At 34.7% G+C, this 15,603-nt stretch carries 20 protein-coding genes; 19 read left to right on the top strand and 1 reads right to left on the bottom strand.

The annotated features are described in order from the left end of the window. Window positions 1–63 precede the first annotated feature (63 nt). The 19 genes from JE46_RS13050 (at window position 64) to JE46_RS12960 (ending at window position 14,830) form a co-directional block, all read left to right on the top strand. A complete protein-coding gene (locus JE46_RS13050) occupies window positions 64–537 on the top strand; it encodes a hypothetical protein (protein WP_031455735.1) in 474 nt (157 codons plus the stop codon). Between the two features lie 444 nt (window positions 538–981). Next, entirely contained in the window at window positions 982–1,935 is a 954-nt protein-coding gene (locus tag JE46_RS13045) for an SPFH domain-containing protein (protein ID WP_031455734.1), read from the top strand. Continuing rightward, on the top strand, window positions 1,935–2,177 hold the full coding sequence (locus JE46_RS13040) for a hypothetical protein (protein WP_031455733.1): 243 nt from the start codon (window positions 1,935–1,937) through the stop codon (window positions 2,175–2,177). Before JE46_RS13045 ends, JE46_RS13040 begins: the two co-directional genes overlap by 1 nt. A gap of 11 nt (window positions 2,178–2,188) precedes the next feature. Beyond that, window positions 2,189–3,127 (top strand): hypothetical protein, encoded by a 939-nt coding sequence (locus JE46_RS13035; RefSeq protein ID WP_031455732.1) that lies wholly within the window; start codon window positions 2,189–2,191, stop codon window positions 3,125–3,127. A 24-nt stretch (window positions 3,128–3,151) separates the two neighbouring features. Continuing rightward, complete coding sequence (locus JE46_RS24505) at window positions 3,152–4,114, top strand: DUF6620 family protein (RefSeq protein ID WP_031455731.1); 963 nt, start codon at window positions 3,152–3,154, stop codon at window positions 4,112–4,114. 151 nt (window positions 4,115–4,265) lie between these two features. Continuing rightward, complete coding sequence (locus JE46_RS13025; RefSeq protein WP_031455730.1) at window positions 4,266–5,240, top strand: hypothetical protein; 975 nt, start codon at window positions 4,266–4,268, stop codon at window positions 5,238–5,240. 396 nt (window positions 5,241–5,636) lie between these two features. Further along, window positions 5,637–6,383 carry a YegJ family protein gene (locus tag JE46_RS13020; RefSeq protein WP_031455729.1) on the top strand — a complete coding sequence of 249 codons (747 nt, stop codon included), beginning with the start codon at window positions 5,637–5,639 and terminating at the stop codon, window positions 6,381–6,383. Between the two features lie 17 nt (window positions 6,384–6,400). Continuing rightward, window positions 6,401–7,045 (top strand): suppressor of fused domain protein, encoded by a 645-nt coding sequence (locus JE46_RS13015; protein ID WP_031455728.1) that lies wholly within the window; start codon window positions 6,401–6,403, stop codon window positions 7,043–7,045. Beyond that, complete coding sequence (locus JE46_RS13010) at window positions 7,045–7,455, top strand: hypothetical protein (RefSeq protein ID WP_031455727.1); 411 nt, start codon at window positions 7,045–7,047, stop codon at window positions 7,453–7,455. Before JE46_RS13015 ends, JE46_RS13010 begins: the two co-directional genes overlap by 1 nt. A 58-nt stretch (window positions 7,456–7,513) precedes the next feature. After that, on the top strand, window positions 7,514–7,873 hold the full coding sequence (locus JE46_RS13005) for a DUF4180 domain-containing protein (RefSeq protein ID WP_031455726.1): 360 nt from the start codon (window positions 7,514–7,516) through the stop codon (window positions 7,871–7,873). 113 nt (window positions 7,874–7,986) lie between these two features. After that, window positions 7,987–8,403, top strand: coding sequence for a hypothetical protein (locus JE46_RS13000; protein WP_031455725.1), 417 nt, complete (start codon window positions 7,987–7,989; stop codon window positions 8,401–8,403). Between the two features lie 259 nt (window positions 8,404–8,662). After that, on the top strand, window positions 8,663–9,151 hold the full coding sequence (locus tag JE46_RS12995; protein WP_031455724.1) for an SRPBCC family protein: 489 nt from the start codon (window positions 8,663–8,665) through the stop codon (window positions 9,149–9,151). Between the two features lie 126 nt (window positions 9,152–9,277). Continuing rightward, entirely contained in the window at window positions 9,278–9,877 is a 600-nt protein-coding gene (locus JE46_RS12990; protein ID WP_031455723.1) for a nitroreductase family protein, read from the top strand. A gap of 20 nt (window positions 9,878–9,897) precedes the next feature. After that, the gene (locus JE46_RS12985) at window positions 9,898–10,776 is read left to right on the top strand and encodes a helix-turn-helix domain-containing protein (RefSeq protein ID WP_031455722.1); all 879 of its coding nucleotides are present in this window, start codon (window positions 9,898–9,900) and stop codon (window positions 10,774–10,776) included. Between the two features lie 72 nt (window positions 10,777–10,848). Beyond that, window positions 10,849–11,697 (top strand): Rossmann-fold NAD(P)-binding domain-containing protein, encoded by an 849-nt coding sequence (locus JE46_RS12980; RefSeq protein ID WP_031455721.1) that lies wholly within the window; start codon window positions 10,849–10,851, stop codon window positions 11,695–11,697. Next, on the top strand, window positions 11,694–12,356 hold the full coding sequence (locus JE46_RS12975; RefSeq protein WP_031455720.1) for a DUF5367 family protein: 663 nt from the start codon (window positions 11,694–11,696) through the stop codon (window positions 12,354–12,356). The genes JE46_RS12980 and JE46_RS12975 overlap by 4 nt, the downstream gene beginning before the upstream one ends. Next, window positions 12,353–13,396, top strand: coding sequence for a tyrosine-type recombinase/integrase (locus JE46_RS12970; RefSeq protein WP_031455719.1), 1,044 nt, complete (start codon window positions 12,353–12,355; stop codon window positions 13,394–13,396). The genes JE46_RS12975 and JE46_RS12970 overlap by 4 nt, the downstream gene beginning before the upstream one ends. A 144-nt stretch (window positions 13,397–13,540) precedes the next feature. Beyond that, window positions 13,541–14,023, top strand: coding sequence for a hypothetical protein (locus JE46_RS12965; protein WP_031455718.1), 483 nt, complete (start codon window positions 13,541–13,543; stop codon window positions 14,021–14,023). 168 nt (window positions 14,024–14,191) lie between these two features. Continuing rightward, window positions 14,192–14,830: a hypothetical protein gene (locus JE46_RS12960; RefSeq protein WP_031455717.1), complete on the top strand. Its 639-nt coding sequence runs from the start codon at window positions 14,192–14,194 to the stop codon at window positions 14,828–14,830. A 12-nt stretch (window positions 14,831–14,842) separates the two neighbouring features. On the opposite strand, the gene JE46_RS12955 is transcribed toward JE46_RS12960, so the two are convergent. Beyond that, a complete protein-coding gene (locus JE46_RS12955; RefSeq protein ID WP_236010830.1) occupies window positions 14,843–15,529 on the bottom strand; it encodes an IS110 family transposase in 687 nt (228 codons plus the stop codon). Window positions 15,530–15,603 lie beyond the last annotated feature (74 nt).

Below are 15,603 nucleotides of genomic sequence, written 5' to 3'. Positions count from 1 at the left end.
TGGGCTTAATTTAGTCCCAAACCCGCTGTGGTACCTATCATTTTAAACTCAACACATAAGAAAATGAATAAAATCAAAAATATATTGACAATTTTATTTTTTAGTTTGACTGTTATTTCTTGTGAACAGACAAAAACAAAGTCTATACCCAAAGCAAAAAATAATGTTTATACAAAAAAAGTCGCTATTGACAAACCTGGTTTTGAATCAAAAAGCAAAATTGAAACATTAACTTTAATCTACAATGCGATTTCTTGCACTTGCGCACAATGGAGTGAAACTCGTTTTAACAGTATCGCTGACAAGAAAATATATTATTGGCTAGAACCAGCAACCCAAAAACTAATAAATGCTAATAAATTATTTAATGGAGAAGATTTGCCCGTAATAATAAAAGTTACAGGACAAATTATTAGTGAAAAAGGATTTCCAAAAAATCAGAATTTAACGAAAGTTGGACAAGAAGAAGCAGGCAAAGTTTTTAGATATACAAAAATCGAGGTAATTAAAAACGGACAAAAGAAAAACGATAGGTAACAGCTACAAAAGCTTTGTCAATTGGCCTGGTTGTTTTACAGTTAAACAATTTATCGACAAAAGAATATTAGCCAATAACGCTAAACCATATGGCGGTTTACCTCTTGAATCAGGTATTTTATGGTTAGAAAAACTTTTACCAAATCAGAAAGAAAAAGTCCAGAAAGTTTTAGAAATAGTAATTGAAGAAAACAGAAAAGAAATAGAAAACCTTAAACATCGTTAACAGCTACAACTAATTTTGACACTGATAACAAGTCAGTTGACAAAAATTACTTTTATTCAGTAAAATTTAATCCGGCATGTAAAACCAGCCGGATTTTTTTATACCCTTATTTTACTGCCGGTAATCTTTTTTAATAACAAAAAAATATTAAAAATTTCATAGAAAAAACTTTTATGATGTATTAAAATTCTTATTTTTAGTCCTGCAAAAAATATCGTATGAAATTACCCTTTATAGAAATAATTGAAGCCACAACAAGCAACCCAAATTTGTTAATGTGGAAATTCCATGATGAAGACAAAGAAATAAAAAACGGAGCAAAACTAACGGTTCGTGAAAGCCAGCAGGTAATGCTGCTGAATGAAGGTCAGCTTGCGGATGTATTTTTACCCGGACTTCACACCCTTTCAACAGAAAACATCCCTATCCTGAGTACCCTCAAAGGATGGAAATACGGATTTGAAAGTCCGTTTAAAGTGGATGTTTACTTTTTTAATACACATCAGTTTATCAACAACAAATGGGGAACTCCGGCTCCTATCCTGCTCCATGATCCGCAATTTGGACAAATCAGGGTTAGGGCTTTTGGAAGCTTTGATATCAGGATAATTGATGTTGCCAAATTCTTCCGTCAATATGCCGGTACTTATGAACAACTTACTATTTTTGAACTCCAAAACCAATTAAGGGATTTTGTAGCTCCAAAGTTTGGAGAAGTTCTGGCAAATGAAAACATCACCATTACAGATGTCGCCGGAAACATTACACAATTAGGTCAAAAAATAGAACCCTATCTTAAACCTTATTTTCTTCAATTCGGAATTGAATTGACACAGTTTGTCATTACAAGTGTAACCCTGCCCGAAGAAGTTACGGCTCACTACGATAAAATAACGAATATGAATATGGTAACCGATATGGATAAATTTACCAAATTCAATACCGCAACTGCAATTGGTGAAAAAGGAACCGCAATGCATGATGCAACCCAAAATGCCTTAAGCATGGGAATTCTTTTAAACCAGCTGCAGCAAAACAAAGAAACTCCAAAAGAAGAACCAAAGGACGATTTGACTTCCAAACTTCAAAAACTGAAATCATTGTTTGATGCCGGTTTAATCGAGGAAGATGAATTTAAAACTAAGAAAACCGAATTATTAAGCCAATTGTAATGGAAGAGAAAAAAGTGACTTCGTTTCTGGATAAATTAAAAGAAAAGGCTCAAACACAATCCAATTATGGTGGCGAAACTGAAATTACAGATGCCCAAATGAACCTCAGAGACTGCCCAAACTGCGGTGCCGGGAGAGCAAAACATGATGGTGTAACCCATTGTGCCTATTGCGGATTTGAGTTCATACAAGTAAAACTTACAGACGGATTTTACATCAAAAAGGAAGACAATTCAATTTAAAAAACAATATAGTGTTCGGATTATTTAATAAACAAAATAATGAAGAAACTGCAATCCCCGAGTGGAATGCAGAACTTCAGGAGTCACAGCAAAGATGGTTTGCTTTTTTAGAGAAACTGGAGGTCAAAATGGAAGAGCTGGCAACTGCTGCTATCCCGGAATTGAAACAGCTTTTAGAAGAAGATGAAGACCTTTATAAAAGAACTTTTCACAGAGTATATGCAGGAGTTAGAGGCCAATTAAACAACATCAGAGAAAAAGCCAGAGATACTTACGAAGAAAAAATAAACTGTATTTATTACGATCTCAATTCTCAGGTTTCTGTCTTAAGCAAAAATCATGATTTACTTTCTGATTTTAGAACAGCCTGCTCCGACCGACATAATGAATTTGAAAGAAAATTTGAACATTGGAGTGATCAAATCGAAAAAACTCAGGAACGTGACCTCGAAATTGAGTATCAAAAAATTCTCAATGAATTTGAAACTATTAAGGATAAATTCAGCTGCAAACAATGTGGAGGAAATATCACTATTGATAAGATTTTTTTAATAGAAACTTATATATCATGCCCTTATTGTCAATCGCAAAACACTTTTGCACCCAGCACTCAGGCCAGAATGTTACAAAATATTGCACGGGGTCTTGCAGAACAAAGAACAGTTCATTTGTATGAAGCTTTTGAAACTGAAAACAACAAAGAACGCGAATTGTATCACCAGCGTCATGAATTAAGCCTCAGCAAAATACATCAAACAGACAGTAGAGTTCTAAATGAGATCAATACCAAAATGGATCAGCTGGAAATCGACAGGCAAAATGTAATACAAAATGCCCCAAAATTATATCAGGTGTATTTAAGAGCGATGTATGACGAGTGGAACAAAATCACACCGGATTTAAAAGAGCACAACGAAAAAATGTATCAGAATCAATTACACTACAAATAAATTAATAACCTTAAAAACAGAAAAATGTTTAAAAAACTTTTTGGATCCCTAACCGGAGACAACACACAAGAAAATCAAATTGATGCGCAAACGCAAACTTCAAATGATGAGTATGAAAATGAGTATGAAAACGAATATCAGGAAGTAGAATACGATCCTGAAACTTTGCACGGAACTCATTACGATGTTGAAGATTTTGACAATGAAGTAGAAACAAGAGCCGAAGCCTGGATTAAAGATGAGCGTGAAAGCGGCGAAAACTTACAGGAAAGTGACATTAAAAGCATTTACACGAATTACAGAAGAGAAGTGTATACAGAATGGAATAATTGTGATTCTGACCAAATGATTCGGTTTGAAAATGCTAATTCATTAAAATACAGCGGCATTCAAACTTCAGGATTTGTAAAAGTTGACGATAACAATCCGTTTCTTGAACCTGTACACGGTATTTCATTGAGAGATTATACTGCGATGTGTTTAAAGATTAGCGCCGGAGTAGATTATAATGAAGTTTGCAGAGCAATGGGTATCGAATCTGTAATCTGGGAAGAATTAAATACCATCTGGCCACAGCGTATGGGTGAAGATACTTCGTTTACTGTTACAACTTTATTTGGACAGTATTATGCAGAAAACGTTACGGTTCCACAATTAGAAAATGTCAAGGCAGAAGTCTCAGAAGAAGGACTGGCTAATCTTGAAAAAATCAAAACAGACCGTTATTTCTACGAAGAACTTGCCGGAGCGAGACAGGCCGCCTACGAATACGGAATCGACGGAGCACAATGGATTCTGGATAATTACGGAATCAACCTTGCCGATTTCCAGTCGGTTGCCATGCAGTGGATGACAGAGCAGAATCAAAACTGGAACTCAGAAGAAATTGTCAGATTTTCAGATTACCAACAAGAAAAACAAAAAGAATATGCCGCAAAATTCGCAGCAGAACAAGGCGGGAATATTGCTGATGATGTAGAGTTCTAAATCTTTTTTAAACCAAAAAATGATCCGTTTTGTGAAAGCAAAGCGGATTTTTTATTAATACCGTTTTCACAAAACACTTCAAATTATGAGGACAATTATTATATATTTGGTGAGAAAATAAATAAGCTTAAAATAATACCAATACATTTTAATGAAAAAAATATTCTTATTTGCAATACTCTTTACAAGCCTTATTTCATTTTCACAGACATGCGATACTCTGCAGCTTTTGAAAAAGAAAGTATACGGATTCAAGCCTTCAGAATTGACTGACACTTTAAAAAGCCTGAAAAACAATGATCTCGACCTGTTTTGGAAAACAGCAAGAAACAATCCAAAAGAGGCAGCTTCCTGCTTAAAAACACTAATTGATAATGAAACTGCAGATTCTTATTTTTGCTTTGACGCTTCATCACTTTTAATAAGGCTTGATAGTACTGATACTTATTTACCAACAGTAATTGAAGGTCTTAAAAAGTGTGAATTGAATGATTTACAACTTTCAACCTATCTCGAAATTTGTTTTTATCTTAACTATCGGAAACAAGATATTACTGAACTGGCCACAAAATTAATTAGTGTTCCGGATGCTAAAATTTTTCTGTCAAATCATTTTCTAACGCTAAATGCTATTGATGCTAGTATCTTTTTGTTCAACAATATGAGTGCTGAAATCGCAGAAAAAACGCTTATCTCAGCTATATCAAGTGGCAATTCAACTGCAAAGCATAATGCTGCTGTACTACTGAATTTAATGGCGACAGATAACGGAGACCAATTTCTAAATTCATTGATTGAAACAAAACAGCTTAAAGATTTCACGATTCAATTTATAATGAAAGACCGAAAAACCTTTATCATTAAGCCAAAAGGATCAAAAAGCCGCTCTGAAATTCTGGAATCACTAAACGATGTTCCTTATAATTTTGAAAAAGAGTTTTTTGGATTTGCCGGAAATAAGGAATTGACAGGTTCAGCCTGTAAAATGCTTAATAAACAAGATCTGGATAAAATAAGAATTGCCAGACAAAAAACAACGCCAGGGCTTTCTGACGAAGCTTTGCATGAATATTTTGCATTAACAACAATCCTGATGACAGTGAGAGACAAAAAAGAGAGTAAATAAGTTGGTAATGTAAAATATTACTATTGATATCAAATCCGATCTGTGAAAGTAAGTCGGATTTTTTTATGCCATATTGAAATAATTATATTTATTTAACCAGTTGGGTGAAATTAAAAATGAGTGTCAGGCTGAGTCCATTAGTCTTCGCTCAGGATAAACTTAGTCGAAGCCCTTTCGTGTTCAAAAGCCTTCGACTCCGCTCAGGATGACATCAATTCCTTAAGTCATAAATGATGTTTTACTCCCGATTTATACTTTTTATAATCAAATCAGTTTTTTTAATCAATTTCACCCAACGGGTTTATTTGTTAATTTGATAAATTTCAGAAATGGTAAACTGCTTTTTTGTAGTAAAAAAAATATATTTACAATATCAAATAAAATTTAAAATACATTATGGAAAGCACACCTATATTTTTTGCAGACGGCGAAAGCCCGAAAATGATTGACGCCTTCAAAAAAGCACAGGAAACGTTTAAATATTTCTGGAGAGAATTATCCTGGGAATATCGACGCATTATTCCCGCATTAGAAGTAGCCTGCGTAAAACTGGCCTTTACACAGGAAATTGAGAATGAAACAATCGTTGAGCATATGTGGATCAATGACATCAATTTTGATGGCGAAAAAATATATGGCATTTTGGTTAATGACCCTAACGAATTAACAAATGTAAATAATGGCGACGAAGTAGAAATTCCGTTTAATCAGATAAGCGACTGGTTATTTGCAACGCAAGGCAAAACATATGGAGGATTTACCATTCAGGCGATGCGTTCAGAAATGACTCAAAAAGAACGAGAAGAACATGACGATGCCTGGGGTATGAATTTTGGAGATTTTAATGACATTCTGGTTGTATATGAACAAAAGGAAAACCCTCAAAATTTAACTGAACATCCTATGAGCATAAATATGAAAGAAAGTCTGGAAGATTTCATCAAAAACAATCCTACGGAGCTTACTTCAAAAGATGAATTGGGCTACACCTTTTTACATCGGGAAACAATTGCCGGAAATAGTACTTCTGTACAAGTTTTAATCGACTCTGGAGCCGATGTTAATGCAAAAACCAACAATGGTAAAACAGCACTCGATTTTGCCAGACAACTAAACTGGGAACATGTAATTCCGCTTTTTTAAACAGATACAGCTACATTATGACATTAGAAGAATACAAAAAGCAATTTAGAGACGATGATGCTGTTGGATGGCTCGAAATAGACAAAGAGTTTGATCGCCTTTATCCAGGTCAGGAACCGAAACATTATGCCCCGGCAATCAGTTATATGCTTGGAGGAGATAATCCGCTTGATGGAGTTAGTGTTTACGAAAGTAAAAAACAGACAGACCATTTTCACTTTATCACTTATGGATTTTCAGAATTATATTATGATGAAGAAAAAGTAGCAGGCGAATTCAGCAAATGGGGATTTGAACTTACCTTTAGATTAAAGCCTTTCGAAAAAGATAACGGAAATCCCTCCTGGGCAATTGCACTTTTGCAGAATATTGCAAAGTACGTTTTTAGCAGTGGAAAATGGTTTGAAGAGTATCATTTCATGCCTGCCAATGGTTCAATACGGCTTGAGACTGACACTGATATTACAGCTTTGTTTTTTGTTGAAGATCCTGAAATCCCTAAAAAACAAACACCTCACGGAGAAGTTTCATTTTTGCAGATTGTAGGGATAACGAATGTAGAATATGAATCCCTTTTAGAGAATCCCGGTACAGCAGAAGAACTTGTAAATAAATTAAAGGAAAATAATCCATTGTTAATAACAGATTTAAACAGAAAATAATGGCACATTTATTCTATTCACATCTGGTTTTTATTCCGCCATCATCAAATGCAACAATTGCTATTTTAAAAGAATACCTGGATGATTTTTATCAAAGACCTGTTATTGAAGATAAGCCCAAAATTGTTTCTGATAATAAACGTATAACCATCACTTTTAGCGACGGTTACAACTTTTACATTCATTTAGCAAAAGAAGATTATGTTATTACAGAAGCTGCAGAAATAGCAGACTACAGAAAAACAGACTGGAATGAAAATGCTTTTGACAAAGAAAAACTAAAGGCTTCTGGAAAACGATTTGAAATTTGGGGAGATCCGGATTTTGACATGGATTATTTTAATGACAGCCTTTTTATATTGGAAATAATAGAAAAGTTTAATGATGTGATTATTTTAGAAAATCAATAATTTTTTTGCAAAAGAAATTGAGGAAGTTATCATGAAAATCAAAGAACATTATGCTTAAATGAAAATTGAAACTCACATTATAAGTAACATTCGAATTGCAGAAATAATTGCAGAAAATATTATAATCGATTCCAGCGAAGATGGTGCACAATTACTGGCAGATGTCTATTACCAGGATTTTGATCACATTATAGTATATGAAAAAAATATAACTCCCCTATTCTTTGATCTTAAAACCGGTATTGCTGGTGAAATTCTTCAAAAATTCTCTAATTTTCGTGTTCGTCTGGCAATTATTGGTGATTTTGAAAAATTCCAAAGCAAAAGCATCAGGGATTTTATTTTTGAGAGTAATAAAAATCGACAGATTAATTTTACTGCTTCTTTGAAAGAAAGTCTGGAAAAGCTTTCAAGATAATTTTTTCATGGATTTAATCCGATTTTTTAAATTTCAGAAAACATATTTCACTACTACGCAACCCTTTAACAAAATCTGTATCTCTTAAGTAAACTATCCTAAATTTTTAACCCATGAAAAAGTTTACTATACTATTGATTTTCGCAGCCCTTATTTCATGCAGTAATGATGACAACAATGTATCCTCTAAAAATGATTTAAATGGCAAATGGAACTGGATTATTACCTCAGGAGGATTTGGAGGCGGTGTTCAGACTCCGGAAACGACAAAGCAGACGAGAGTTATTCAATTCTCAGACAACACTTTAAGAACTTATATAAATGGAAACCTATTCCAGACTCAAAAATTTACTATTCAGACTAAACCATCTGTTTTTGGTGGCAATCGAAAAGTAATTGTCATAAACAAGGAAAGTTTATTAAATAATGAGGTTAGTATTGATCATTCTTTTAATATTATTGGCAAAAAACTCTATTTAAGACAAGAGTGTGTTGATTGCTCTACATCTGAATATGAACGCATAAAATGATACTTTTTCTCATTTTTAAATTCTTATAAAAACGAAACCTCTATCCTAGCCATGATCGAAGCGGTATCCTCTGGCTGCAGGGTTTGCAGGCAGAGATATAGCGCAGAGCAGGACAAAAGGTGCTGATGAAAAGGAATGTTCTGCTCTTTAACTTCATCATAAAAATTGTCCGAATTGATACTGAAGTTGTCCTTTTAACCCCCTAATCTATTGAATTTTAAAGTTTAAATTTGTGTTATGACTTTTTAAAACATACAAAATGAGTATATCAGATTTTAGTACAGTAATACAGGTTGATCAGTCTCCGTCAACAGTTTTTAATGCCGTAACAAACGTTCGTGGCTGGTGGTCGGAAGAAATTGAAGGCGATTCGGCAAAACTGAATGATGAATTTAATTATCGTTATGAAGATATTCACCGCTGCAAAGTGAAATTGACAGATGTGATTCCGAACCAAAAGATCGTTTGGTTTGTGGAAAAAAACTATTTTAAGTTTACAGAAGACGAAACCGAATGGACAGGCACAAAACCAACTTTTGAAATTACGGAGAAAGACGGTAAAACAGAACTTCGGTTTACCCACGTTGGCCTGGTTCCGGAATACGAATGTTTTGATATCTGCAGGGATTCGTGGACCAATTATATTCAGAACAGCTTAAAAAAACTCATTACAACAGGCAAAGGCGAACCGAATGCGAGCGGAAAACCCCAGACGGAAAACGAAAGAAAGCTGAGTGCCGGCGAATAATGGTGTTTTAAAAACCAACAATAAAATTTATTCTGTTTACAAAACTACAGGCACAATTGTCAAAATATTCAGGTTATCAGCTTAACTTTACAGTCTATAAAACTAAAAACGTTAAAATACAGCACCATGGATATTTTGGAATTAATGAAAAAAAGATACTCTGCGAAAAAGTATAATGCTGACAAGGCTGTTCCGCAGGAAAAAATCGAAGCTTTGAAAGAGATTTTATACCTGAGCCCTTCTTCTATAAATGTTCAGCCATGGAAATTTACATTTGTTCAAAATACGGATGTTAAAGCACAATTAGCCGCGGTTTCGATGCACAATCAGGAAAAAGTAAATCAGGCGCAGCTGGTAGTGGTTTTTAGTGTTGCAGATGATCTGGATGCTTTTCAGCAAATAGTAGATACACAAATGCCCGAAGCCCGCAGAAACTGGTACAACCAGATTAAAGCCAGTAAGCCTGAAGCCGAATTAAAAACATGGTTGTCTCAGCAAGTATATATCGCCCTGGGAGTTGGTTTGACCGCAAGTATTGCATTAGGCCTGGATTCGACAGCTATGGAAGGTATCGAGTCTGATAAATACAAAGAAATCCTTAATATGTCGGCCTTCAAACCATTATTTGCAATGGCAGTTGGTTATGGTGCTGAGGATGATTTTAACCGAATTGAGGCTACACCAAAATCGAGAAGATTACTGGAAAGCGTGATTGAGAGTATCTAAACCAGCTGTACACATAAAACATGACCACCGACATCATAGAATTAAACAATTTTATCGTACTCATTGAGCAATCGAATGCCGAGAAAACTTTTGTTCAGAAATGTGAAATAGACGGAGATGCGGTTGGTTTTGCTTTTTATGGTTCAGGTAATGTAGAGTTAGAAATCAAACACAACAATCAGACAAAATATTTAACGAATACTACCGGGCTGGCGATTTCCTTTTTCGGCAATCAAAAAGTAGAATTTGCCCATAAAATTGCGCCTGATAAGCCTTTGCAGTCCATCAGTATTTTTACAAAACTTAAAAACCTGCATACATTATCGCAGGTCGAAAAAGAAATTTTCGAAAAGCAGCTGCCTGATTTATTACATCCAAAAGAACATTTTGTAAAAGGCCCTACTCATTTTATGACGCTTGACATGCAGCTTGCTGTTCAAAAAATTTTTAATACTACCTACTCCGGCAATACCAGACTGCTATTTTTAAAAAGTCAGGTTAATGAATTACTGGCACATTATTTTGCGCTTTTGTCTGATAAGCGAAAAGTAGAACTGAGCGAAAAGGATAAAGAAAAACTTTTTCAGGCAAAAGATATTGTGAGTGATCAGTATTCAAAACCTCCCACTATCTCAGAATTGTCAAAATTAATTGGTCTCAACAGCACCAAATTAAAAAAGAATTTCAAGGAGTTATTTGGTATTCCAATTTTCAAATACATCCATGAAGAACGGCTAAACAAAGCTTACCAATTACTTTCTCAAAGTGACAAAACGGTACAGGAAGCTGCCTGGGAAGTAGGTTACGAAAGTCTGAGCTCGTTTTCGAATGCTTTTCAGAAGAAATTCGGGTCAAGACCGAACGAAGTAAAAAAACAATTCCTTTCAAACAAATCTTAATTCTTTTCCGACAAATGATTGGTTTATGATATGTGCAACTTTGCAGTATCATTAATCTTAAAATCATATAAAATGGAAAATCAGAAAATCTTGGTCCTTGGCGGAAACGGAAAAACCGGACGCAGAGTAACTCAATTATTAAAAAAGGTAAGCGACACCGAAGTTTACATCGGTTCGCGAAGTGGCATCCCTCCTTTTCACTGGGAAAATCCCGAAAGCTGGTCTGAGGTTATCGAAGGAATTGATACGGTTTACATCACTTTTCAGCCCGATCTTGCCATTCCGTCAGCACCGGAAACGATTCAGAAATTTACAACTCTGGCCACTCAAAACGGTGTTCAGAAAATCGTACTCCTTTCCGGAAGAGGCGAAAAAGAAGCGCAGGTTTGCGAAGAAATTGTAAAATCAACAGCAAAAAACTGGACGATTGTAAGAGCCAGCTGGTTTAATCAGAATTTTAGCGAAAGTATCTTTTTAGATCCTATTCTGGCTGGTCATGTCGCCATAGCACGAGCCGAAACACCGGAACCTTTTACTGATGCCGATGATATTGCGGCTGTGGTAACCGAAGCGCTTTTAAACGAAAAACACAACGGAAAAACATACGAACTTACCGGTCCAAGGTTACTCAGCTTTGAACAAGCCGTTGCCGAAATAGCCCAGATTACAGGCAGGGAGATTCAGTTTCAGTCGCTTTCTGTAGACGAATATATTGGCATGCTCCGTGAATATCAGGTTCCCGAAGAGGAGCTTTGGCTGGTAAACTATCTTTTTACTGAAGTTTTGGATGGCCGAAATTCGAGCATTACCAACGATATTGAAAAAGTCTTAGGCCGAAAAGCCAAAGATTTTACTGACTACGTAAAAGAAACTGCGCAAACCGGAATCTGGGAGACTCCTAAACTGATAGCAACACAATGAATTATCCAAGAGCCATTGTAGCAGGCTTTATTGCATGGCTTTGTGTTGTGATCACTTTTTACGTTCTGGAACACATTCCGTTTTTTAAGGAATCGGCGACTGTCCAAGCCTTCATTGCCGCTTTTACCATTATATTTTATGCCTGGTTTGCCGCCTGGTTTTATTATAAAAAAGCAGTAAAAAAATCGGGACTTCTGGAAGGAATTGTGATCACAGGCACTCCATTGATCCTGGACGTTTTGGTAACGATCCCGCTTATCGAAATCCCAAAAGGAAGCAGCTACGAGGCCTTTTTCAGCAACCCTTTGTTGTGGATTCTGGCGGTTCTCAATGTACTGACTGTTTTTGTGTATTTCAAAAGCCCCCCATGTCAAGCCAAAACTAACATGCCACATTTTTACACCCATCCGGTTTGCGATAAGCAGATCGGATTTTTTTATGGCATGCCCCGCAGAAAAAGCGGGTCGGGCTATTCGCTAAATTTTTTGTTCCGTTTCTCTTCACAAAAAGATACCGCTGCTATCCCTCATGCGGCAATTGTTTCCATCAGAAATTTTCATGTAATTAGGTACGATATTTTTCCCGAAATGTCTTTCCGAAAACAAATATTTAAAACAGAATTTTCTTATATTTATTTTTCCTTAAAATCAAAAAAATGAATTGGTCTTCCAAATTAATCCATCATAAAAAAGAAATACGAATCGCTGTCTATTTTGAAAAAAATGTACAATTAATTGAACGGATCAAACAATTTCAAGGTGCCAAATGGAGTCAAACCTTAAGAGTATGGCATTTACCGGATAATGAACAGAACCGAATACATTTTAAAATACCTGCAGCATACTTATCATTTCCCTCACAAGAAGGAATTTTAGCCGTACAAAAGTTTAGCTATTGGCTTGCTTCGAGACGCTACAGTACTAATACTGTAAAAACATATACTGAAGCTTTAAAGTCCTTTTTGGTTTTTCATCGGGAACTTCCTGTTTCCGAAATCACAAATGAACACGTCATTGCCTACAATAATGAGTATATATTAAAAAACAATATTTCGGTCTCTTATCAGAATCAGATTGTAAATGCCATCAAATTATTTTTCAGAACTGTCGAGAACAAAAAAATGGTAGTAGAAAGCATTTATCGTCCCAAAGGTGAAAAAAAGTTACCCAATGTATTGAGCAAAGAAGAAGTTAAACTAATATTAAACGCTCATCATAATATCAAACACAAAACAATGCTTTCATTAATCTATAGCTGCGGATTAAGGCGTGGTGAATTATTAAATCTAAAACCCGCCGATATTGATTCCAAACGAAACTTAATCCTGATAAAACAATCTAAAGGCAAAAAAGACCGCATCGTTCCGCTTTCTCCAAAAATATTAGAAATGCTGCGAAGTTATTATATCTGTTATAAACCAAAAACCTGGCTATTTGAAGGACGAAACGAAAACGAACCTTACGACGAACGCAGCTTATCAAACGTTTTGAAACAAGCCTTAACAAAAAGCAATATTCAAAAACCTGTAAGTCTGCACTGGCTGCGCCATAGCTATGCCACTCACCTATTAGAATCCGGAACCGACCTCCGCTTTATTCAGGAACTTTTGGGACACAGCAGCAGTAGAACAACAGAAATTTACACACATGTAAGCACGAAAAGTCTGCAGCAAATAAAAAGTCCGTTTGATGATTTGTAGTAAAATATTTCTATATTAGCATTCAGTAAAAAAAGCCAATTTATGGCATAAAGCCAACACAAAAATAGCTTATTGAAGCCATTTTATGGCTGGTATAAGTAAGTTATGAGCAATACTAGAAAAACATTATCTTAAAATAACATTATGTCATTCTTTAAAAAATTATTTGGAAAAGTCAGTGAAACTGAAAAGGTAAAAGCAGAAAATATTGCTTCCCAAGAGTTAACGCAAAAATCATACGTTGAAGAAAATGAAACTGATAAGGAAAGTATAGAAAATTATCCTGCTGAAGAATTAAAGCAAAAGTTTTTTAGAAATTTAGAATTAATGGTGGAATATGACATTCTAATAGATAATTATTGCGATATTTTTGAAACTTGGGAAGACAAACCTATAGGTAGTAAATTATCATATAATGAAATTCATCCAAAAATAAAACACATTTTAGAAGTAGAATTTTCAGAAGACATATGTGAAAGAGTAAAAAATGGCGAAATAAATTCCGACGAAATTGAAAGTTTTATTTCAAAATTAGATGCGGATTATCTACTTTATAAACCACAATGTGATTACACACAAAAAACAGAAGATAATCTACTTGATAAGTTCAAAAATGGTGAACTATAAGTACTGCTCATAACAAGCTTTTGGCAAGATTGCGAATTTTGTGGTAAATTCACGTTTACGTTTCGCAAGAAACTTTATCTTTGATAGAAAATAATCGGTTCCAAAGTTCGCAACCTCGCCAAGCGCCGAAACGTTAGCCGTAATTACAAAACCGAACATACTAAATTCATGAAAATAATAATATTTTTTTCAATAATATTATTAACCTGTGTTTGTTTTTCTCAAGGCGATGAAAAATATAAACTTGAAAAGGATTTCTTTCTTTTAGGAACTTTATCAGATTATGAGGGCAGGTTTAAAGATCCATTAACACAAGATGTGGTTGATTATTATAATGGAATTGAAAAGCCTATTATGTCTTTTAATTATAATTTATTTAAAAATACATACGAAGATTTAAGTGTGTTTGAAGACATTTTAAAATCTCAAAAACTTACTGCAAAAATAAATTCATATTTTAATTGGAAATACGATGAAAATTTTACAAATGCAAATAGAGATAGTCTCTATAACGGACACATTAACATTAAAAAGATTAAAAATGTATCTCAGAAAGTTTCATTTATCTTAGGAGTTTATACTCGTTTTGGAGCAAAAAACGATACTACTTTCTGTATTAGAATGGCTAATTGCTATGATAAATTTGAAACATGTAAAATAGTACTTAAAGATTTGAACTGTAAAAATATAACGACAGAAATTTACGAAGCGATACCATTTACCTATACAATATATTTTCAACCAAGTGATAGATTAAGAAAATACTTAACTCATTATTATTTTATTCGTGAGAAAGTTTGGAAATAAAAGTAACTACGGCTAACAGCTACTCAGCAGGTCATAATCCTTCTTTTGGGTTTTTCTGCAATGAGCACGCATTTGATTGGCAATTTCCAAATACTCTGACCTGATGAACTTGTACATCCGTATTTTGCTACAAACTGTACTGAATTTTATATCTTCAAGCCATACCATAAAATCTTTGGTCCAATTTGAATTATCAAATTCTTTAGGTATTACTATTCCATGAAAGAGCAGCATGCTTTTGATATGCAGTTTGGCTTGTCGGAGTTTTTTAGTCACTTGGGTTCTATGACGGGCCAAAGTCGTAAACTGTTCGTATTCTTCACTAGGAATATAAATTCCCCTGAGACCGCCTGCCTTTAATTGATTGAACAGGTTTTTGGAATCCAGGGCATCTGTTTTTTGATAGCGCTCCTTGTCTGCTGTCTTTACATCGGATGGATTGACTACCAGAACACTCCAACCTAAGTTTAAAAAATAGCGCGCTGCAGAAAACCCGCAACAGCCGGCTTCGTAAACTAGATCCACATCGTGACTCAGAAATGTTTGCTCCACATATTGAAATAAATCCTCATCAACAGAAGGCATCAAATACGTTTTATGAAAAAACAAATCAGTTTGAATGGAAACTGTCCAGCTTTTTTTGTGAATATCTAAACCAATGAATATCTTTGGTTTAATTAAGGCATCTTGTAATGGCATAATCTTCGTTTTTAGTAACTCTAAGTTATGCTTTTACATAGATGCTACAACTGATTTGGGCATTTGGCTTAATG

It is taken from the genome of Flavobacterium chungangense LMG 26729, from assembly GCF_000735715.2.
Lineage (GTDB): Bacteria > Bacteroidota > Bacteroidia > Flavobacteriales > Flavobacteriaceae > Flavobacterium > Flavobacterium chungangense.
This window is presented reverse-complemented; position numbering and strand designations above follow the sequence as displayed.